Below are 21071 nucleotides of genomic sequence, written 5' to 3'. Positions count from 1 at the left end.
TAAAAAAGGGCTTTTCGGCCCTTTTTTAATGCTTAAAGTAATAAATTCAATAACGCATCTGCTTATTTAAGCTGGGCTTTGTTTATATCCTCATCAAATGTTGGTACTGACTTATGTGACGTATTATCCATTTGCAATTCATTCACAGCTTGCTGAATGTCCATATCATCATCTAACTGCTGATTACTATTAGCTGGCTTATGCACTAACTCAGTTAGCAGTGCAAAATGATCTGAGCCATATTTTTCCAATCGTTTAATCCGTTTAACCGTAAAACCATGACTATGAAATAAATGATCAAGCGGCCAGCGCATAAAGAAATACCCAGCATGAAAAGTATTAAAAAAGCCCCGTCCTTTTCTGGGATCTAAAAAGTCACTAATTTCCATAAATAATCTCGTGCTTCTAGACCAAGCAACATCATTTAAATCTCCTGCAACTATGGTCGGTCGCGTATTATTTTTTAATGCTTTAGCAAGTAAAATGAGTTCAGTATCACGCGGTCTCGAGGTGTCTTCTTCTGTTGGGCTGGGCGGCGCTGGATGTATAAAGTGCCCTTGCATTACATGCCCTTGCGCTGTTTCAAATAAAATATGTATTGAAGGAATATCCTCCTCAACTAGCTCGCACACTTGCTGCTTAATTATTTTAAATTTGCTGTATAAGTGCATGCCATAGCGATTATCTTTTGGGCAAAATATTGTATGAGGGTAATCTTTTTCAAGTACTGATAAATGTTGCTGCCATTTACTATCCGACTCAAGCGTGATCAGTAAATCAGGTTGGTTCTCGTTGACTAATTCGATTAAATCTTGATAGCGCGTATTCGACATCAACACATTAGCCGACATAATACGAACGCTATGCTCACTTTCTTCAGGGCTATGAGCCACCTCTTTTTTTGCAAGCCATGTGTACGGGTATATCCATTTACCTTGAATGAGCAAAATAACACTCGCCATTACTAAGGACGACAAAACCAAAGGCGATAACTCACTTAATGCAAAATACCCAGTTAAAAGTAGCCCAGCTAATGCAAGATAAAAAACCTGTAACCGAATAAAATCGCAACTACGAATTAAATAATGCTGGCTAAAAGAAAAAGGTAAAAGAGTCACTAGAAGCAAAACGCTTAAGAGACAAAACAACACAATTAACATTCAACAATCCTTTTAACACACGTTAGAAGTAAAATATAATCAATAATATAACTTACACATTCTGTTATGCGCTTACACACATACATTACCACCCTCAACTAAATCTGTATGCTCGGTATAAAATCAACGCACTCATGATAGTTTACACAGTTTCTAAGCTGCATTTTAATTAAAATGTGATGATATAAATAAAAAGTACAGACAACCTCTCCCATGTTTGTATATTATTAACTCACTTACCTTATTGGAGTTTGCGCCACGATGAATAACTAACACCTGTTGAAATTCGTTTTTATTTTTTGAATTTACAGGGTTAGTGGGCGCAAAATTCGTCATATATCTCGTTATCGACTTAACGATTCATAGTTAATTTAATAGCTTTGCGCGCCATGCCCTGCTCATATCAGAGGCATTATGCATACATTACAAATCCATAATTTAAGCTATCAACACCCTGATGGCCATGTACAATTTAAACAGCTTAATTTTTCAATCAATGAAAAGATCACCGCAATTATTGGCGCTAATGGCAGCGGAAAATCCATATTGGTGAATATTTTAGCAAACCATATACAACCTAGTGAGGGACGTGTTGAGTTTAGCGGCACACGTTCATTTGTATCACAGCAATTATGTGAGCACTATTTACAAAACTCCTCAAATACCATTGCACAACAGTTAGGAATAGATAAAAAGTTGGCGGCTCTTACACGTATTACACAAGGAAGTATTGCTGAAGCGGATTTTGCGCTGGTAGGCGACGATTGGCTATGTGAGCAATATTACCAGCAACAGCTATCAGGCATAGGTATTAATGCACCCATTAACACCCCTATTACTCAATTAAGCCCAGGGCAACAGCGTTGCTTAGTACTCTATTGCGCATTAGCTACCAAGCCAGATCTTTTAATTTTAGATGAACCAAGCAATCATTTAGATCGAGCAGCAAAGCAGTGGTTAATATCACAGTTACATACATTTAAAGGGCAAGTAATTATCGTTAGCCATGACTGCCAGTTACTTGATCACAGCGATGCTATTATTGAGTTGAACAATCTAGGCTGCCATTACGAAACTGGAAATTTCACCCATTTTTGCCAGCAAAAAGAACGATTGCAAACCGCGCTGACAAAACAAATAAATCACTTAGCCAAAGAGCAAAAAAAACACCAAAAGCAATCCCAAATTAACCATGAAAAAGCACAACAAAGAGCCGCACAAGGCAATAAACACCGCCGCAGTGCAAGCCAAGCTAAGGTCATGCTCGATTTTAATAAAAATAAAGCACAAGCAAGTAAAGGCGCTAACGAACGTTTAGCCTCAGCAAAGCTCAATAACCTCGCTCAACAGCAACGCGCCCTTAAACAACAACAGCCTCACAAGATTGAAAGCAACCTAACATTTACTAAACCTACCAGTAATAAACGCCTGCTGTTTATTGACAAACTATGTTTACCCCGTGGTTGTATTCAAACTCCAGTGACCTTAATGATTAACAGTGGCGATAAGCTGCATATTGATGGGCTAAATGGCTCTGGGAAATCAACACTCCTGAGGATGATCAATGAAACTCAAAGCTCATATTTATCGACGACAATTCAACTAAATACTCAGGTACTTTATATTGACCAGCATTGCTCTTTTTTAATTCCCTCACAAAGTTTAATGGATGCAGTTCAGCTGCATTGCGACCTTAAGCCGCAAGTAATACGAAACGTACTGGCAAACATAGGATTTAAAGGAGATGCCGTTTATCGTCAGGTTGCTCGACTAAGCGGGGGTGAAAAAATGCAATTAGCGATGCTGATAGCCAAACAAAATGCCAGCAGTCATTTGTTGCTTCTGGATGAACCCGATAACCATTTAGACCTCAATAACAAGCAATTATTGGCACAAAACTTAGCACATTTTTCTGGCAGCTTTATATTAGTAAGCCATGATGAGGTGTTTATTCAGCAAGCTAGTTTAACAACCCAAATTACTTTAAAGTAACGGCATGCGAACTTTTTCACCATTTAAGTTTCAAACTCATCGGATCACTCAATTATAAAAAGGAATAATATGAAAACTCTACAAATGGTTTTGGTGATTGTAATTACTTCGTTAGCTGGCTGCAGTACTATGCTCAGCCAAAATGCGAATCAAGAAACACGCTCTAGTAGTTTGGTGGATTTTCTATATCCCAATGAACAAAGTCGTCAAGCTCATCAACCAAGTATGCCAACGCTTAATTTACCTGCCACTGTCGGTATTGCATTTATTCCCAATCAAAACGATGCAGGTATCCGTAGTAATGAAGAAATTGCGTTGCTTGAAAAAGTAAAAAAGCAGTTTTTACAATACGACTATATCGACCGCATTGAGATTATTCCAAGCAGTTACTTAAAAGGAGGTCAGGGATTTACAACCCTTGATCAAGTATCTCGGTTATATGATGTTGATATAATGGCACTGGTTTCATACGACCAAGTATCGCAAACACTGGAAAACAATGCCGCCTTTTTGTACCTGACCATTGTTGGCTTGTATGTTATTCCTGGCAATGAAAATACGGTTCAAACTTTTGTCGATACCGCTGTTTTTGATGTGAAGAGTAAAAAAATGCTGTTTCGCGCACCGGGTATTAATAAGGTTGATCAGCGTAGTACGGCCGTCGGTATTGACGATACCTTAAACAATCAATCAAACAGCAGCTTTAATTTAGCCGTGGATGACATGATAGTAAATTTAGATGCTGAACTTGGCTCATTTAAAAGCCGAGTAAAAGAAGAGAAAATAGCAAACGTAAACCATAAAAATGGCACGAGTTCAGGCTGTATTTTTTGGCTATTAGCGCTTCTTGCTGGTGGTTTAATTTTAAAATACCGCCAACAAACCCGCTTTTGCAAAAATGCATCAAACGTCGTTCATCGCTAAAGTTTTAGCATTCGTCTAAAAGGCTATATTCTGCCCTTTTGAATCAGATTAGATAAAGGGCTTATATGCTTTTTCGAGTACTAGGTTTAACGCTAGCTTTTACAACCGTATGTGATTCTTTTGCAAACCAAAACGATATTGAACGAATCACGACAACAGCATCTCGCTCGCAAGTAAATGCCGATCCTCTCCCTTTAGTTGTCAGCAGCATCACCCAAGCAGAACTGGATTTAATTGCCCCCACCCACATTGAACAAGTGTTAAAACAAATCGCTGGCGCAAATTTACAGCATGGCAATGGCCAAGAATATTTACCTGCGCTTCGCTCTCCAGTGCTGTCTGGTGCGGGCGCCTGTGGCGGTATTTTAACGGCTGAAGATGGCATTCCACTGCGTGCGGCTGGTTTTTGTAATATTAACGAGTTATTTGAAGCCCACACTGAAATGGCAGATCGTATTGAGGTTTTAAAAGGTCCAGGTTCAGCCCTTTATGGTTCAAATGCTGTGCATGGTGTTATCAATGTCATCACGCCAGATACCACTTACGATGAACAGTTACTGGGGGTTGATTTAGGCTCTTACGGTTACAGCCGTTTAAAACTGCGAAGCGGGAAGGATCTTGGTGATCAAGGGGTTGGGATCAACGCTAGTGTAACGCGCGATACCGGCTACCGTGATGATGAAAGTGTAGATCAAGAAAAACTCAACCTACGTCACCGTTATACCAACGACGAACTTTCAATTACAACAGGGCTAAGCTATACCAACCTCGATCAAAAAACCGCAGGGTTTATCGAAGGCTTTGAAAGTTATAAAGATGATGAAATAGCTCAACAAAACTTTGACCCCGATGCATTTAGAAAAGCGCGCTCTTTTAGGGGGTGGTCAAAAGCACAGTGGCAAACCGACCAATATATTTTTACTATTACGCCTTATGTGCGCAACCAGAGTATGACCTTTTTCAAGCACTTTTTACCAGGTACACCGCTTGAAGAAAATAGCCAAAATGGTTTTGGCGTACAGTCACTTTGGCAACATGTCTACTCAGATGAACTGACTGTTAATTTAGGCTTAGACAGCGAATATACTCGCGCTGACTATCTACAATATCAAGATAAGCCAACCCAAGGCTCTGCATTTTTAGTTGCGACAGTGCCGCAAGGCAAACATTACGATTACGACGTAAATAGCACGCTGATTGCGCCATTTATTAGCCTTGATTGGCAATGGCAACAACTTAATGTCAGCCTAGGTGCTCGCTTTGAACGACTCAACTACGACTATACCAATAACATGCTTGCTGGGCGCACCGCTGAAGATGGCAGCGAATGTGGGTTTGGCGGATGTCGTTACTCTCGCCCACCCAGTGATGAGAATACCTTTACCAATACATCACCCAAATTAGGCTTGAGTTACCAACTAACTGTCGATAACTATTTATACGCAAACTTTTCCCGCGGTTATCGAGCCCCCCAAGCTGCCGAGCTTTATCAACTCCAGCGCGAACAACAAGTGGCTGATCTAGAATCTGAAACAGCAGACAACCTTGAGCTAGGCCTCAAAGGCCAATATCAACAATTGCACTATGTAGTGTCTGCCTATGCTATGGATAAAGAAAACGTCATTTTTCGCGACAGTGACTTTTTTACTATTAATGACGGGAAAACCCAGCACCGCGGTATTGAATTAGAGCTAGACTATCAGCTTACTCAATCCATACAGCTTAGCCTCGCAGCAAGCCATGCCAAGCATACATACGACTATGACCGTGTTTTATCAGATGTAAATATTAATAGGAATGACGTAGACACAGCACCACGTAATATCGCCAACCTCCAAGCTAACTGGCAAATCACAGATAACACCCTTGTTGCGATTGAATGGCATCATGTTAGTGACTATTTTACCGACCCTGAAAACCTTCATAGCTATGATGGTCATAACTTACTAGATTTGCGCGGTGCATGGCAGCTGACTAAGCAATTAAAACTTACTGCACGTGTTAATAACCTAACTAACACCAACTACGCAGAGCGTGCTGATTATACGGGTTTCAGTGGAGATCGTTATTTCCCAGGCAGACCGCGTAACGTGATGTTTTCAGCAAGTTACGCATGGTAATTAACACTTTTTTAGAAGAGCTTTATATTACTTTCTCAAGTGCACTTGAAGTACAGGTGCACTTTTGAGCAGCTTATGGTTGCGTGCTTTAACAAGTGGGTTCTGCGCTATCTTTGATTATCTCGGGGGCCGCAATATTACGATAAAGCAAACACTACAAACCCCTTAAATAAAAAATGCTCTATATGGATAACCACATAGCGCATACTTATCATTTATTTGATTTGACTAACGCACCGCTAGTACGATTAAACCTGGTACTACAAAGAACGAACCCAACACATAGCCCAGTGCTGCCGACTTATTCTTAGTGCCAACCTCAGCCAGCTTTTCGGCTAGTTTAATTGGAATCTCACGTAATACCGGAATACCGTAAATAAGCGCTACAGCAAACACATTAAACATAACATGCACAAGTGCAATAGTTAGCGCCACTTCAGCCATAGGACCAGTTATAGATGTTGCAGCTAATAAAGCAGTGATCGTTGTACCAATGTTTGCACCTAATGTGAACGGGTAAATTTGGCGCGTAGTAAATACACCACTTCCTGCAAGTGGGATCATCAAGCTTGTCGTTGTTGACGACGATTGCACCATCACAGTTACAGCTGCACCCGACGTAATACCCGCAACTGGGCCACGACCTATCGCGCCATGTAATATATCTTTTGCCTTACCAACAAGTGCCTTTTTAAGAAGCTTACCTAACGTTGTTACTGCAAATAAGATTAAACAGATACCCGCAACGACCATTGCTGCGCCTAACATTTTTGTATCTAAGAAGCTAAATGCGTCTTTTATTACACCCACAGCAGGTTTCACTAAAGGTTTTACAAAGTTATAGCTCTTTAATGATAAGTCAGCGTCACCGACAAACAAATGCGATAACATGGCTGAAAGCTTTTGTAATAAACCAAACATTATTTCAAGCGGTAAGAAGATAGCAACCGCGAACAAGTTAAAAAAGTCATGAACTGTTGAGGCAGCAAACGCACGTTGAAACTCATCTTTTGAGCGAATATGACCAATTGATACCAAAGTATTTGTTATGGTTGTACCAATGTTTGCACCCATTATCATTGGGATAGCAATACTTAAAGGTAAACCACCTGCCACAAGTCCAACGATGACTGACGTTACAGTAGAAGACGATTGTACTAAAGCGGTTGCTAAAGCACCTAGTAATAAAGCGATAAACGGGTTAGTTGCAAACGCAAAAATTTCTTGTGCGCCTTGAGTACCACCTGACGCTAACTTAAAACCACCACTGACTGTACCTACGGCAACCAGTACTAAATAAACTAAAAAGACAATGGCCGCCCAGTTAAGTGTTTTAATTAATAGCGTGTTCTGCTTTGATTCACTCATGTTTAAATCTCAATTGTTGTCTTGCCGATTGTGGCATTTTGATGACGTTTTTGTTTCAGGGCGCATTAGAACACTCCAATATTACAGAAATATTTCATTCAAATTAACAAGCGCTCGTAAAACAGCCACTCATGATATGAGAGTACTAAAACGAGATTAAACAGCTTTAAAAAATTAAATTTAAGTATTTATTATCAAACAGTTAAAACAAGTATTGAGTTTTACATTGATTTACAGAACAACTAACAACGCTTTATTCTATTTATTAAATAAATTGTATTTTTTTATCTAAGAGACTTTGTAATTGGTCGGCTGTCTACTGCCATACTTACAAAACAATTAAAATAACAGACAGGTAAAAAGAGGAGGTTATTATACAAGGCACACACCATAAAACGCTTGTAATGAGGAAGGCACAGCTCTTTGGATATTTAAACCCGCTTAACGAGTACGCCCCTCATGTATACACAAGACTAACGGTGTTTATATTGTGTTTTACAATGGCTGCGCATAATGGCTGGATCACGTAACTTTAAATGCTTTGTTGTGCGGCCACTGTGTCGCTTGCGCCATACTTTAAATGAACCGCTGGAAACATTGCTGCGCATAAAGGTAACAAGCTGTGAGTGGTTTAAACCAAACAGATCTTCAATAGCTTCAAACGGCGTACGATCTTCCCACGCCATTTCAATAATTCGAGAAGTTTCACTGTCACTAAATTGCATAATTCACCCAAATTATTTTCATACGCAGTCACTTCTAATTTAGCTCACCTTATTGAACACTTATATCAACTCGCCATGGAGGGTTTAAGCGATTGTACCCAGCCCAATATAGCTTAATTAGATTTCCTGATGGGTCTGTAAGCTTAGCCTCACGCCATAAGTAACGCTGGTCAATAATCTCGGTATCAAATTTCACACCTTTGGCTTTTAATGACGCGACCCACTTTTCTAGGTCTTCGCTTTCAAAGTATATTATCGCACCATTACTAAACGTATCATTGGTTAATAACAAAGAAAACGTGGCTTTATTGGCACACTCAAAACGTGAATAATGGGGACTTTTAACAATTTGTGTAAAGCCTAAAGTAAGATAAAAGTGATTGGCTTTTTCAATGTCAGTGACAGGTAAAGTGATTTGATTAAGATTCATAGTCGCTACCTAAATATAAAGTTAGATAACGACTTTAAAACCTTAACCAAACTTGAGGTCAATTAGTAATTTGCATCTTGGTATTAAGAAGCCTGATAGCGATTAGCTTGCTTAATACTAGCAAAGTCGTTAAAGCGAACGCCGTGTTTCTTCATTACCTCAAGCACTTTTTTACTTATCATCTGGCGCAAATAAAACGGCTGATTCGGTACAAAGTGATGAATAGTATGGGTATGACCAAAGTTAAAGCAAAACAAATTAAACGGTGCGAATAAACGGCTGGTTATTACATGGGTTTGCTCCATCATGTTGTTAACGCCACCGTAGTAATGCATTGATGACGTGACAAAGTTAAGAGAGCTTGAGCGTACGATGTTTGGCACAATCAACACAACCATTAAAAACTCAAATACCGCCATCGCATCTAACAATAAAACCGGTGCGTTTGCTTCAAGTGGCACAAATAGGTTAACTAAGTGAAAAATAATAACAGAGTATAAAATTGCAAAGTACGTGGTAGTTACCGGGAAACCAGCATTAAACACTTTCAAAAAGCTAAAGCCTTTAATTTCTTTACTAAAACGCTTTGCATTAATTAATAAACCAAGTAGACCATCAACAATCACCAAGGCGCGTAAAAATGGATTTTTAATGCCGTTACCGACTAAGCGCTCTTCTAAATCTTGCTCAGTGCCCGAGGTTTTATGGTGATGTAAATGCATTTGGCGGCGATACCAAGGGCTAATAGTGTTTGGTCGCATCAGCCAAACTGTGAGCATCATAAAGTTATGCAAAAATGGTTTTTTACTAAAATATTGTTTATGGATAAGGTCGTGTTCTAGCTCATGGGAAATTGACGCAGCAATGGCCGCTAAAATAATACACAACCAAGCAGGTATAATAGCAAGGTAATACAGTGTTCCTACACCAATTAACGCTGCAAGAGAGAGTAAAAGAATCGCCATTCCTAAGGTATTTTGATGGGCTAATAATGGGTGTTTTTGACGAAGTTTAGCTTCTTCCGCTTTAATCGCCTTTACAATGGCTTGAATATTTTCTTTGGCACTTAACGTGTTCATAAATAGCAACTGAAAATCAAAGTTGCGCAAATGATACCCGAATAATTAAAAAGCTGCTAGAGCGAGAATAAGTGGCAAGTGGTAAGTGGTAAGTAAAAAATGAAAGAGCTATTAATTTAAATCAAGCAGACTTTTAATTCAACTAAAGCTTTTGCGTAAGCTACTTGCTTAACAGCCACTGTATAAAACGTTCAATAAAGAACACTAGTGCCTATTAACAGAGTTAACGCTCACATGTGTTAAATTTTCACTTGGCATATTGTTCAATATATTTTGTTGTAATTTCTTTTGCTTGGTTTAACTCTTCCTCAGACATTACTTTGGTTAGCCGAGCCAAACCCTCTTTTGCAAATTATGTGTCAGTACCTGCTCGCGCAATAACCACTTTGTACCAGGCATAAGACTCAACATTATTTTGTACTGAGCCAGGGCTAGACTCTAGCAAATATGCATACTCAATCTGTGCTGTGTAAAATCCTAGTTTTGCACTCTGATTTAGGTATTTTTGAGCTGATAAAAAATCACCTTTCGATACTGCTTCCACACCTTTGTGACGAAGTTCAACTGCTTCACTTGCTAAAGTGCCAGCTGAAAATACTAGCGAGAGGATTATTACCAAAATGAGCTTCATTGTCTCTCCTGAAATTTAATGCCTAACATAAGGTGCGCCACGATAAACTGACCAAGCGCACCAAAATCCATACCAATACCGCTGAGTGTAACGCGTCACCTTGATATTTTTTTATCTCTCTTTTACATACGAAGGTCTAGATATAGTTCCATCGTCAGTACGAATGAATGTTTGTCGCATTGGTTTAAATGGTGATTCTTTTGCTACCTCTAAAGACAGATTGGAAAGCAACCCAAATACCTTATGCGCGTATTCTAAACAATCATACTCTCCACGATCTTTTAATGAGACTCGAGAAAGCTCTTCAAATTGCTCGATGTATTTATCAAAATCATTTCTCCTACAACGTTCACTGTATAGTTTTGAAGGATTAGAAGGTAAAGGAAAACGAACTGAAAGAAACTCTTTATCATCGGGCAGCGTAATTGGTTCATGAATTGCATATAAACGCTGATTAGCTATATTTATTGGTGCTGAATGCATAACTAGATCTCGATATTGCCCCAACTCGAATAACCACCCACCTTTACTCATTTCACTTTTTAAGTAAGATTCTAGTTTTGTGTGGTTAACTAATTTTTTCAGAAATTTAAACAGACCACTTGCAGTCGTGATTTCTTTTCCATCTTCTTTGCGAGAACCATTATCTGAAAAATTATAAACATATTCACATAAGTTATCTCGAAGGATTCCAGCATCGAATAAAAAAGAGTGAAACTCCTGATAAACCAAGTCAGTGTATCCGTCTTGAAACCGTTGACCAGCTTTGAATTTATTTTTCAGAACTAAAGCATTTAACTGATTTTTATATGATAAGGATAAACTTCTCAATCGGTTATTAATAGTGTTTAGTTGGAAGCTAATTCTATTTGATAGATCATAACTTAAACCATTTTTATTATGAAATGATGATAAGGCTAATTCACCCCACTTTTGTGCGGCATCCCAATTAGGCCAAATAGCTTCCTGCTCAGTGTAGCCTCGAAATTGTTTTGGGGCTTCACCTATATACTCACTATGATGTGTAGTAAATTCAACACCAATAATCGTCAAATTATATTTCCTAAGCGCGTAATATAACTTACCAAATGTATCTATTTTAATTTCAGTAATTTTACCATCTTTAGTTTTAGGCCAGAGCGTAATCACATCACTTTGTGGCTCAATAATAGCTACTGGTCCGCCAGATAAATATACAGCTCTTCCACAGAACGGCCAATCTTCCTTCATACTTCCTCCAGAGAGCTAACAATTTTACAGTGGGCGAAGGGCGGATCTTTCTACTCTGACCACACTCATTTTTTACTTAAAATAGTTTTAACAAATTAGCTAAGATATTACTATTATTCAGTTTTCTATTATCTCTAAGCAAAGCTAAATAGAAAAATATACGCGCGTCGCTCATAACCTTGAATATGTGCGCAAACAACCGTTTGACCACTTAATTAAGTGTTATTTTTTTGGCAAACGCATTCGTGTAAGTGTATTGTCAGTTAAAATATAATGGTGAAATAAAGCGGCGGCGGCATGTAGTCCAATTAAGTAATAGCCAACTTCTCCAGCAATTTCATGCAACTCTTTTATTGTTTTAGCCAAGTCTAAATCTTTACTGACCAGTGGCGGCAGCTCTAGACCAAAAAACGGGATTGGTTTGCCTGCCATACTCAAAATTAACCATCCCGCAATGGGCATAGTAAACATAAGCCCATACAACATAATGTGTGCTAGTTTAGCCAAGTTATTTTGCCATTTAGCTGGCTCTGGTTTTATATCAGGAGCCGAGCCACCCACTATCCGAGCAATTAACCTAATGCATACTAAGGCTAAAACCGATAAACCAAGCATAAAATGCCACATTTTAAAGGCATCTCGGGTTGTAGTCCCTTTGTCGAATAATTCACGTAGTTCAATACTTGAGTACACAGCAACAATCAATATGAACATAAGCCAATGCAAAGCAATGGAGAGTGTATTGTAATGAGTAGGTGTGTTTTTTAGATTCATAATGCCTCTCGAAAAAATCCAGCCATAACGTGGTTACTCATCAACCGAACTATTATGTTAGGAGCTTGAAAAGATCGCCAACGCCACTAAACAGTAACCTATAATTGGTAAGTGTTTAGTGATCTGAAACAAATTTAAATATGCTTGGTAAAGCGTAAACAATTAAACTTAAAATAAACTTAAGGGATTGGCCTCTGTAAAGAACTATCGTTGGTTACATTTCAAGAAATACTTGGTATTTAAACTAACAATTATAAAGACATTGAATTTAAAGCATTTTTATACTTAATTTGTTACGTTAAATCATGTCAGTTCGAACCATTGCTAGCTTTTCGATACCGTGATCGGGTGTCCATTTTTTTAACTCAACAAAGCCATGTTTTTTATATAGCTTAATCGCGGGTCCGTTGACTACGGCGGTTGCAACAACAATAGTCGATGGCTTGATTGAAGCGGTACTCGCAAAATCATCAACTACAAAGTGCATTAATCTATTCGCAATACCTTTGCGAAAATGTTCAGGGTCAACCACTAAGCTATTAATTTCTAACTGGCTGTTTTTAACTTCCAGTTCAATAACACCCGCGAGTGACTCGCCCACATATAATCCATAAAAATGGGTCAGTGAATTTTTTATATTACTTACTGTACGAAGTAAAGGAGGGAATACCACACAGCCAATAAGCTCTGCTTCAATTTTATAAGAACGTTGAAAAATAGTGTGAATTTGCTCAGCGACTAAATTGTTCGCATTATTTAACTTGTTAATCAATCGATTAAGCTCTGCATTATATAATTGTATTGTTCAATTTATCAGTGTATTACGTTTTTATAAAGACTTGCTATTTAAGGGTAACAGCAGGCTATATAGTCCACTCATAAAATAACAGTACACGAAACCATGCTTCACTACGAAGATGGAGCTGCGATACTCTTAATTGAGAATATCGCAGCTTACCGGTTAAATGCTATTGCATTATTCCGCCATCAGCAATATTCCATTCGTGTATACCTGTTAAGATGTCGCGTCCGGTTTTTCCAGCTTCAGAGTACTGGCTATTACCAGCATGAAAACCAATTTTTAGCGGTGGGGCCGATAATTTACTCCAGCCATTGAGAAGGGCATCGTAGTTTTCAACTGACAATGCAATCCCTTCAAACATGCTACGCATATCACTGAGGTTAGAAATATCCCACTCACTTAAGTTTTGATCAAATGAAACCGCATTGCGAAACATACTGTTCATATAGGCAACACCAGACACATTCCAGCGGCCAATGTCTTGATTAAATGCTGATGCACCATCAAACATATTGCCCATATAAAATACAACCCCAACTTTCCAATCACCTAAGTCTTGATTAAACGACTCTGCATTAGCAAATAGTCCTGTCATCCTATAAACACCGCCAACTGACCACCTGCCAATTGGTTGGTTGAACTGGCTGGCATTATTAAACATGCGTATCATGTCTTTTAAGCTCGCTGTATCCCAATTGCTAATATCTTGATTAAAGTTTGTTGCACCATCAAACATATGCCCCATTCTTACGACACGAGACACATCCCAGCTTTCAAGGGGTTGATCAAATAAAATAGCTCCTTGAAACATACCTGTCATATCTGTAATAGTAGAAACATCCCAATCGTTTATGTCTTGATTGAACGATTGCGCATACGAAAACATGTAAGAGAGATTCGTTACGTTTGATAAGTCAGGTGTATCTAAGGCATTAATAACAAGGTTAGAGCAGTTTATAAATGCACGCTCCATTGATGACCAACGAATATCACCCCATTGCTCTACAGTTAATAATTTGTTCCAATCAGCTTGCGTTTCATCAAAGTAAAAACGTGGAAAATCACCACTTATTTTAATGGTATAGGTTCCGCTGGTGTCGTATGTGTGGGTAATTGTATTAACAACATTGCGGTCGATAGTGCCATCGCCCCACTCTATCTGGAAGTTATAACCCTCGCCTTTCGTTGTAATTTTAACTGTATTAGCATCTGTTGAGAGCAGTTGTGTATTATCCGTTTTCCAGGTTGTGATAAATTCACGAGGTATAACCACCTCAACAGTGCGCTCAATACTTGCCGTGTTTCCTGCTTTATCTGTTGCAGTGTAGGTAACTATGTATACACCTGCGTTATTAACGTCAACCTCACCAAATACTTTTGTACTGATTACACCGTCAAAGTCATCAAGTGCCGACGCCCCTTGCTCTGAGTACTCTTCATTTAAGAATAACTTAATATACTTTTTACCAATGAGAGTAAGCAGCGGTGGTGCAGTGTCTTTAGCGTCAAGTACTGTCACTTTTCGAGTAATTAAACTCGTATTACCAGCGGAATCAACTGCGGTGTATGTAATTGTGTAGTCGCCGGGTGTACTTTCATCCACAGAGCCTGAAATAGCGACACTGACTGTTCCATCCTCATTGTCTTGTGCTTGCGCCCCTAGCTCTTGGTATGATTCGCCAAATTCAAGAGAAATAGACTTTTCACCATTCAACGTTATATTCGGCGCTTGTGTATCATCTGGTGCAACCACTGTAATTGTTCTAATGACACTTGAAGAGTTTCCCGCACTGTCAGTTGCAGTGTATGTAAACGTATATACACCAGCTTGATTGAGGTTCAAAGAGCCTGACACGCTAACACTTACGCTACCGTCTTTATCGTCTAAAGCAGATGCACCATACTCTTGGTAGCTACTGCCTATTTTGAGTGTAATAGCCTGCGAACCATTTAAAGTAATAATAGGCGCTGTGGTATCTAGGTTTGAATTTGTTTTTGTGTCAGCTTTTTCAGCACCACCAGAGCCTCCGCCACAAGCAGATAATGTAAACACAATGCACAAAATAAAAATATGCTTAAAGATAAATAATCGATTAGTCGTCATTTTTTTTCCTTTAAAATGCTTCAAAATACGAACTTTGAGTAAGGGTAAGTAATAAAGTAAAAATATATTTAGGGCGCGCATTCTACTATACCCATAACAGGTAATCTGTATTTATTTACCAATGTACTATTGTTGATAAGTTTTTTAATCAGCATGAGGGAAAGTTTGAACGATACGGACTAGCTAAAAAAGCTAGGGTTCATCGTCAAATATTGTTTTGAGTAGCGCTCAAGTTTGCATTTCATTTTTTAAACCTGAAATCGTAATTCATCCATGAAGCTGCATCCATCGCTCATCCATGAACTCACTTCGAGCAACTGCAAAACTTCGTTTCGGTTTACTCTCACCCAGCGGGCGGACTTTAACTCGTAACAGTGCCACTCCAAGTGGCGATCGAGTCCGCCTACACAAATTTCAGACATAAAAAAACCCCCAACCAATTTGGTCGGGGTCATCAAAAGTGGTACCAGCGGGCGGACTTTAACTCGTAACAGTGCCACTCCAAGTGGCGCTCGAGTCCGTATTTCATTTTATTTCAGACATAAAAAAACCCCAACCAATTTGGTCGGGGTCATCAAAAGTGGTACCAGCGGGCGGACTCGAACCGCCACTCCTTTCGGAAGGGGATTTTGAATCCCCCATGTCTACCAATTTCATCACGCTGGCATCATTTTTCTTTAACCTTCTAAACACGAGAAGATAAAGAAAAACCACTTTAGAGCTAGGACTTATAAAGCTGTCTTCGTCTCTATGCCAAGCATTATACAAACAATGGCCTTAGCGGCAAGCCTTTTTTACAAATGCGTGAACAACCGCTTAACAATTGAGCAACCATTAACATTGTGCTGTTTTGCAGTCCTAGTATTTGTCACCCTATTTGCTAAACTAGCTCGCATATCAACTTTTTGAGTATATTTATGTCTGATGACTTTCCAAGTGCGGGCTTTTGGCGCCGCTTTGCTTCATTAATTTACGACTCATTAGTCGTTATTTCATTGTCTATGCTAACGGCTATTTTATACTTTGCAGCGATACAAAGTTTTATTGCTTTGGGTGTTATCGCGCCAACCGAAGACCCTGCAGCTTTGATTCAAGATTCTCCACTGTTGTATGGTATCCGCAGTGCATTATTTGTTGCTGTTAACATTGTATTTTTTGCTTACTTTTGGACAAAGAGCGGTCAAACAATTGGTATGCGGGCATGGCGCTTAAAAGTGCAAACACGCGACGGTAATCTGATCAGTTGGCCACAAGCTATTATTCGCAGCCTTAGTGCATTATTAGGATTGGGTAACTTGGTGGTGCTGGTTGATTTTAAAAACAAACGTGCGCTGCAAGATTATATTGCTAAAACAGAAGTAGTGGCATTATCAAAAGAAGAGAACAAACGAATTTATCGTTCATTAGATTAACAGTGTATTTTAAGGAGCTAGTACCTAGCTCCTTTTTTTAATTTCGTTTATTTAGCAGATAAGTCGCAAAACCAATAAATATAATACTCGGTAGTGTTGCGCCTATAATCGCAGGTATTTGATACACCATCACTACTGGACCAAAGATTTCATTAGTTAAGTGAAATACAATTCCGGTTACAACCCCCATCACTATACGTGCGCCCATAGTCACAGTCCTAAGGGGGCCAAATATAAATGATAAAGCAACCAATAACATAACGGCAATTGACACTGGCTGCATAATCTTACGCCATAGCGCGAGCTCATACGTACTCACATCTTGCTCGTTCTGTTCAAGATAATCTAAGTATGACCAGAGCCCAGTAAACGACAGTGACTCTGGCTTTACAGACACGACTCCAAGCTTTTCTGCTGTAAGTTGTGACTCATAAAATTCTTCATCGAGCTGCTGGGTAATAATTTGCTCTTCACCTATTTGTACCTTACTTACATCACGTAATAACCAGCCATCGTTCCTGCTCACAGCTTCTCGTACTTTGGTTATCTCAGTCAGTTGTAATGAATTATCAAAGTGATACATATTAACACTGTGCAAAACACCATTTTGATCAACATCTTCAATATTGATGAAGTTATTACCATCTTTAGCCCAAACGCCTTTTTGTGCGTTAAAGACATCACCACCGTAAATTGCTTGGTTGCGTATTTCTTTGGCTTTTTGCTGTGCCTCAGGTGCGCCCCACTCGCCAAGAGCCATCATGCAAATTGCCATAAGCACGGCAGTCTTCATTACTGATATGATGATTTGCAAGCGCGACATACCCGCCGCCTGCATTACAACTAGCTCACTATTAGAAGCAAGCGCTCCCAAACCGGTGAGACCACCTATTAAAGCAGCCATTGGGAAAAAAACCACTAAATCACCGGGTAGACTGTACACAGTGTAAAGCAGCGCAGTTGCAATATCATAACTACCACGGCCAACCGATTTAAGTTGCTCAATAAACTTAATTAAGGTGCTTATGCCCACCAAAACCATAAGCGCAAAGCCGGTAGTCTGAATAATGCTTCTACCCAAATATAAATCGAGAGTTTTCATCATGCGCCTAACTCCCGCTTAGTAACAATCGCTTTGAGCCAAGCACCCACTGGCCGCCCTTTTATAATTAAAAACCCACCTATGAATAGGGCTGTAATATGAATCCACCACAACCCAATTGATGGCGGTATTTTGCCATCTTCAACCGCAAATTTTGCCGCATTAAGTAATATAAAATACCCCAAATAGAGGCTGATGGCGGGCACTAATTTTGCAAATTTGCCTTGTCGCGGGTTTACAACACTCAAAGGAACTGCCAGCAATGTAAGTAATGGTATTGAAAGCGGAATTGCTAAACGCCATTGCCATTGCGCTACGGCTTCAGGCGTATTCATTGAGATTAAATTCATCGTTGGTACAGCTTCTAACTTGCGGCGCTGGTGCTCCACCTCTTGTTCGCGTATCTGTACACTGTAACCATCGAACTCTGTTAGGTTAAGCGCTGGTGTTTGGCCATCTGTTTCATAACGTTTACCTTCGCTAAGGACAAGCTGCTGCTCACCATTCTCTTGCTCAACAACCACACCTCGCTGTGCATAAACCAAACGCGCTAAGTTATCTTTTTCACTGTCAGGTAATTGTGCAACAAAAACTTTATTGAGTTCTTTGCCGCCATTATCAATATTATGAATAAATACAACCGCTTTTTCATTGCCTGTTTGTTGGAAGCGCCCAGCTCTTAATGCAGACAACCCAGCATCAGCTTTGGCTTGCTCTTTTAATTGGTATTCAAGTTCGCTGGCCCAAGGGGCGACATAGAGTGTTAAAAATCCAGCCATTATTGCCAAACCAAAACTTGAAATAAGAGTAACACGAACAACATACCATTCACTGACTCCACAGGCTTTAAGTACGGTCATTTCGCTATCAGCGTAAATACGGCTATAAGCAAGTATGATCCCAAGAAAAATACTTAGCGGTAAAATTAATGAGGCTAATTGTGGAAGTTTAAGTGCAATCATCGACAGCACTAGCTTAGCGGGAATACCACCTTCGGACGCATCCCCTAAAATAACCACAAACTTTTGTGACAAAAAGATGGTCATTAGGGTTAAAAATACAGCGACCTGAGACTTTAAAACTTCAGTGGTCAAATAACGGAAAATTAGCAATGCTTGCCCCTGTTAAACATCGTGTTTCACTTCAATTGTGGGAAAAACTAAGTAAACTTAGCGTTTTACTCTGTTTATTATATGTCATCAGCATTATACCCAAACCACCTCAAGATGCGAGCGTCGTTGGAATTAAAAGCGATTTAGCCAAGGTGTTGATTGCAAGTAATAGTGGTTCTATTGTTAAAATCAATAACGCAGTATAAATCGCTTTTAAACCAACCCGCTGGGCATTTCACAGAAACTTACTCTCATCGTTGTTCCTTCTTAAAAGGGACGGCCATTGTTGCAAAGTAACGCCTTGATATTAAGCCCCTGTGAAACACTGAATTCTGCATCTTGAGGTGATTTGGGTATATTTATCATACCTAACAACACGATATATTGCTGCTTTAGTGGTATTAATCGAGTCAAAGGTATAAAGTTCAAAAACACATAATGAGTTAACGTTTTTAGTCTAAGATTAAACCAATTAAATTACTTAGCACTAGAAATTTATTTAATTACCCATATTAAGGGTTCTATGACTCAAAATTAGGAGTGACAATGGAATTTAGCGTAAAAAGTGGAAGTCCTGAAAAGCAGCGTAGCGCATGTATTGTAGTTGGCGTTTATGAGCCACGTCGTTTATCCCCCATTGGTGAACAACTCGATAAAATCAGTGATGGTTATATCTCTAATTTACTTCGTCGTGGTGACCTTGAAGGCAAGCCAGGCCAAGTGCTGTTATTACACCATGTGCCAAATGTACTGAGTGAACGAATTTTATTAGTTGGATGTGGTAAAGAGCGTGAGCTTGACGACAAGCAATACAAACAAATTATTTCAAAAACCATCAACACTCTAAACGAAACGGGTTCGATGGAAGCAGTGTGCTTTTTAACTGAGCAACATGTTAAAAGCCGCGATACTTATTGGAAGGTTCGCCAGGCGGTTGAAACAACACAAGACTGCTTATACACGTTTAACCAATTAAAAAGTAAAAAGAGCGACCCACGTCGCCCACTGCGTAAAATTGTATTTAATGTACCAACGCGTCGCGAATTAACCATCGGTGAAAGCGCTATTGAGCACGGCTTAGCTATCGCTGCGGGCAGCAAACTATGTAAAGACGTAGCAAATATGCCACCAAATATTTGTAACCCTGCGTATTTAGGCGAGCAAGCCCAAGAACTGGCTACCAATTTTGAAAACGTAAGCGTTGAGCTTATCGGCGAAGAGAAAATGGCTGAACTTGGTATGAACTCATACTTAGCCGTTGGCCGTGGTAGTGACAACGAATCGGTTATGTCGGTTATTAACTACCAAGGGGGCGCAAAAGATCAAGCCCCTATCGTTCTAGTTGGTAAAGGCCTTACTTTTGACTCTGGCGGTATTTCTCTTAAGCCAGGCGAAGGTATGGATGAAATGAAATACGACATGGGTGGTGCAGCCGGTGTTATTGGCGCAATGCGCTCTCTTGCACAAATGCAATTACCTATTAATGTGATTGGTATTTTAGCCGGCTGTGAAAACATGCCTAGCTCAAACGCTTATCGCCCAGGGGATATTTTAACCACTATGTCAGGGCAAACAGTTGAAGTACTTAATACCGATGCTGAAGGTCGCTTAGTATTATGCGACGCCCTTACATATGTTGAGCGTTTTGAGCCAGAGACAGTAATTGATGTTGCCACTCTAACAGGTGCATGTATTGTTGCACTTGGCGCACATGCAACCGGTTTATTATCAAACCATAATCCACTTGCTCATGATTTATTAAAAGCCTCTGAACAAAGTGGCGACCGTGCATGGCAGCTACCATTGTGGGATGATTATCAAGATCAGCTAGAAAGCCCATTTGCTGATTTTACTAACTTAGGCGGACGCGCAGCTGGCACAATTACCGCAGCCTGCTTCTTATCTAAGTTTACTAAAAAGTATAACTGGGCACATTTAGATGTAGCCGGTACAGCATGGCGTAGTGGCAAAAACAAAGGTGCGACAGGTCGTCCTGTGCCTATGTTGACGCAATATTTGCTAAATCGTGCTGGTGTAAGCGATGCTGCACAAGACTAAGTATTCATACTTATAGTCATCTAAAAGGCGCTTGTTTAGCGCCTTTTT

At 39.5% G+C, this 21071-nt stretch carries 17 protein-coding genes and 1 tRNA gene; 5 read left to right on the top strand and 13 right to left on the bottom strand.

Features of this window, described 5'->3' with window-relative positions:
* Positions 1-62 precede the first annotated feature (62 nt).
* A complete protein-coding gene (locus ACFI4Z_RS09680) occupies positions 63-1160 on the bottom strand; it encodes an endonuclease/exonuclease/phosphatase family protein (RefSeq protein WP_462670400.1) in 1098 nt (365 codons plus the stop codon).
* Between the two features lie 414 nt (positions 1161-1574).
* On the opposite strand from ACFI4Z_RS09680, the gene ACFI4Z_RS09675 reads away from it, so the two are divergent.
* The 3 genes from ACFI4Z_RS09675 (at position 1575) to ACFI4Z_RS09665 (ending at position 6196) form a co-directional block, all read left to right on the top strand.
* On the top strand, positions 1575-3152 hold the full coding sequence (locus tag ACFI4Z_RS09675) for an ATP-binding cassette domain-containing protein (RefSeq protein WP_462670399.1): 1578 nt from the start codon (positions 1575-1577) through the stop codon (positions 3150-3152).
* 69 nt (positions 3153-3221) lie between these two features.
* On the top strand, positions 3222-4076 hold the full coding sequence (gene rhlP / locus ACFI4Z_RS09670) for a rhombotarget lipoprotein (protein ID WP_462670398.1): 855 nt from the start codon (positions 3222-3224) through the stop codon (positions 4074-4076).
* Positions 4077-4141: 65 nt separating this feature from the next.
* Entirely contained in the window at positions 4142-6196 is a 2055-nt protein-coding gene (locus ACFI4Z_RS09665; protein ID WP_462670397.1) for a TonB-dependent receptor, read from the top strand.
* A 228-nt stretch (positions 6197-6424) separates the two neighbouring features.
* Here ACFI4Z_RS09665 and ACFI4Z_RS09660 read toward each other — a convergent pair whose 3' ends face one another.
* From ACFI4Z_RS09660 to ACFI4Z_RS09615, 10 genes are all read right to left on the bottom strand, one after another.
* On the bottom strand, positions 6425-7564 hold the full coding sequence (locus tag ACFI4Z_RS09660; protein ID WP_462670396.1) for a Na/Pi symporter: 1140 nt from the start codon (positions 7562-7564) through the stop codon (positions 6425-6427).
* Between the two features lie 473 nt (positions 7565-8037).
* Positions 8038-8289 carry a TIGR03643 family protein gene (locus ACFI4Z_RS09655; protein WP_462670395.1) on the bottom strand — a complete coding sequence of 84 codons (252 nt, stop codon included), beginning with the start codon at positions 8287-8289 and terminating at the stop codon, positions 8038-8040.
* 49 nt (positions 8290-8338) lie between these two features.
* The gene (locus ACFI4Z_RS09650) at positions 8339-8719 is read right to left on the bottom strand and encodes a VOC family protein (protein WP_462670394.1); all 381 of its coding nucleotides are present in this window, start codon (positions 8717-8719) and stop codon (positions 8339-8341) included.
* Positions 8720-8802: 83 nt separating this feature from the next.
* Positions 8803-9798, bottom strand: coding sequence for a fatty acid desaturase (locus ACFI4Z_RS09645; RefSeq protein WP_462670393.1), 996 nt, complete (start codon positions 9796-9798; stop codon positions 8803-8805).
* Between the two features lie 352 nt (positions 9799-10150).
* Positions 10151-10429, bottom strand: coding sequence for a hypothetical protein (locus ACFI4Z_RS09640; RefSeq protein WP_462670392.1), 279 nt, complete (start codon positions 10427-10429; stop codon positions 10151-10153).
* A gap of 111 nt (positions 10430-10540) precedes the next feature.
* The gene (locus ACFI4Z_RS09635) at positions 10541-11659 is read right to left on the bottom strand and encodes a hypothetical protein (RefSeq protein ID WP_462670391.1); all 1119 of its coding nucleotides are present in this window, start codon (positions 11657-11659) and stop codon (positions 10541-10543) included.
* Positions 11660-11881: 222 nt separating this feature from the next.
* Positions 11882-12433 (bottom strand): cytochrome b, encoded by a 552-nt coding sequence (locus tag ACFI4Z_RS09630; RefSeq protein ID WP_462670390.1) that lies wholly within the window; start codon positions 12431-12433, stop codon positions 11882-11884.
* Between the two features lie 298 nt (positions 12434-12731).
* Positions 12732-13205: a GNAT family N-acetyltransferase gene (locus ACFI4Z_RS09625; RefSeq protein ID WP_462670389.1), complete on the bottom strand. Its 474-nt coding sequence runs from the start codon at positions 13203-13205 to the stop codon at positions 12732-12734.
* Positions 13206-13401: 196 nt separating this feature from the next.
* Positions 13402-15339 carry a BspA family leucine-rich repeat surface protein gene (locus tag ACFI4Z_RS09620; protein ID WP_462670388.1) on the bottom strand — a complete coding sequence of 646 codons (1938 nt, stop codon included), beginning with the start codon at positions 15337-15339 and terminating at the stop codon, positions 13402-13404.
* Between the two features lie 581 nt (positions 15340-15920).
* Positions 15921-16005: transfer RNA gene (locus ACFI4Z_RS09615), tRNA-Leu, on the bottom strand.
* A 251-nt stretch (positions 16006-16256) separates the two neighbouring features.
* Between ACFI4Z_RS09615 and ACFI4Z_RS09610 the strand changes: the two genes are divergently transcribed.
* Positions 16257-16751, top strand: coding sequence for an RDD family protein (locus tag ACFI4Z_RS09610; RefSeq protein ID WP_462670387.1), 495 nt, complete (start codon positions 16257-16259; stop codon positions 16749-16751).
* A gap of 37 nt (positions 16752-16788) precedes the next feature.
* On the opposite strand, the gene lptG is transcribed toward ACFI4Z_RS09610, so the two are convergent.
* Positions 16789-17856 carry an LPS export ABC transporter permease LptG gene (gene lptG, locus ACFI4Z_RS09605; protein WP_462670386.1) on the bottom strand — a complete coding sequence of 356 codons (1068 nt, stop codon included), beginning with the start codon at positions 17854-17856 and terminating at the stop codon, positions 16789-16791.
* Positions 17853-18965, bottom strand: coding sequence for an LPS export ABC transporter permease LptF (gene lptF / locus ACFI4Z_RS09600; protein ID WP_462670385.1), 1113 nt, complete (start codon positions 18963-18965; stop codon positions 17853-17855). Before lptF ends, lptG begins: the two co-directional genes overlap by 4 nt.
* Positions 18966-19511: 546 nt before the next feature.
* On the opposite strand from lptF, the gene pepA reads away from it, so the two are divergent.
* Positions 19512-21023, top strand: coding sequence for a leucyl aminopeptidase (pepA, locus tag ACFI4Z_RS09595; RefSeq protein ID WP_462670384.1), 1512 nt, complete (start codon positions 19512-19514; stop codon positions 21021-21023).
* Positions 21024-21071 lie beyond the last annotated feature (48 nt).

Source organism: Pseudoalteromonas sp. RWi3 (genome assembly GCF_054960735.1).
This window is presented reverse-complemented; position numbering and strand designations above follow the sequence as displayed.

What these genes read in the sequence shown, in the direction of transcription:
- ACFI4Z_RS09680 (WP_462670400.1), bottom strand. Translation starts at nt 1,160, where the DNA reads ATGTTAATTGTGTTGTTTTGTCTCTTAAGCGTTTTGCTTCTAGTGACT.
- ACFI4Z_RS09675 (WP_462670399.1), top strand. Translation starts at nt 1,575, where the DNA reads ATGCATACATTACAAATCCATAATTTAAGCTATCAACACCCTGATGGC.
- rhlP (WP_462670398.1), top strand. Translation starts at nt 3,222, where the DNA reads ATGAAAACTCTACAAATGGTTTTGGTGATTGTAATTACTTCGTTAGCT.
- ACFI4Z_RS09665 (WP_462670397.1), top strand. Translation starts at nt 4,142, where the DNA reads ATGCTTTTTCGAGTACTAGGTTTAACGCTAGCTTTTACAACCGTATGT.
- ACFI4Z_RS09660 (WP_462670396.1), bottom strand. Translation starts at nt 7,564, where the DNA reads ATGAGTGAATCAAAGCAGAACACGCTATTAATTAAAACACTTAACTGG.
- ACFI4Z_RS09655 (WP_462670395.1), bottom strand. Translation starts at nt 8,289, where the DNA reads ATGCAATTTAGTGACAGTGAAACTTCTCGAATTATTGAAATGGCGTGG.
- ACFI4Z_RS09650 (WP_462670394.1), bottom strand. Translation starts at nt 8,719, where the DNA reads ATGAATCTTAATCAAATCACTTTACCTGTCACTGACATTGAAAAAGCC.
- ACFI4Z_RS09645 (WP_462670393.1), bottom strand. Translation starts at nt 9,798, where the DNA reads ATGAACACGTTAAGTGCCAAAGAAAATATTCAAGCCATTGTAAAGGCG.
- ACFI4Z_RS09640 (WP_462670392.1), bottom strand. Translation starts at nt 10,429, where the DNA reads ATGAAGCTCATTTTGGTAATAATCCTCTCGCTAGTATTTTCAGCTGGC.
- ACFI4Z_RS09635 (WP_462670391.1), bottom strand. Translation starts at nt 11,659, where the DNA reads ATGAAGGAAGATTGGCCGTTCTGTGGAAGAGCTGTATATTTATCTGGC.
- ACFI4Z_RS09630 (WP_462670390.1), bottom strand. Translation starts at nt 12,433, where the DNA reads ATGAATCTAAAAAACACACCTACTCATTACAATACACTCTCCATTGCT.
- ACFI4Z_RS09620 (WP_462670388.1), bottom strand. Translation starts at nt 15,339, where the DNA reads ATGACGACTAATCGATTATTTATCTTTAAGCATATTTTTATTTTGTGC.
- ACFI4Z_RS09610 (WP_462670387.1), top strand. Translation starts at nt 16,257, where the DNA reads ATGTCTGATGACTTTCCAAGTGCGGGCTTTTGGCGCCGCTTTGCTTCA.
- lptG (WP_462670386.1), bottom strand. Translation starts at nt 17,856, where the DNA reads ATGATGAAAACTCTCGATTTATATTTGGGTAGAAGCATTATTCAGACT.
- pepA (WP_462670384.1), top strand. Translation starts at nt 19,512, where the DNA reads ATGGAATTTAGCGTAAAAAGTGGAAGTCCTGAAAAGCAGCGTAGCGCA.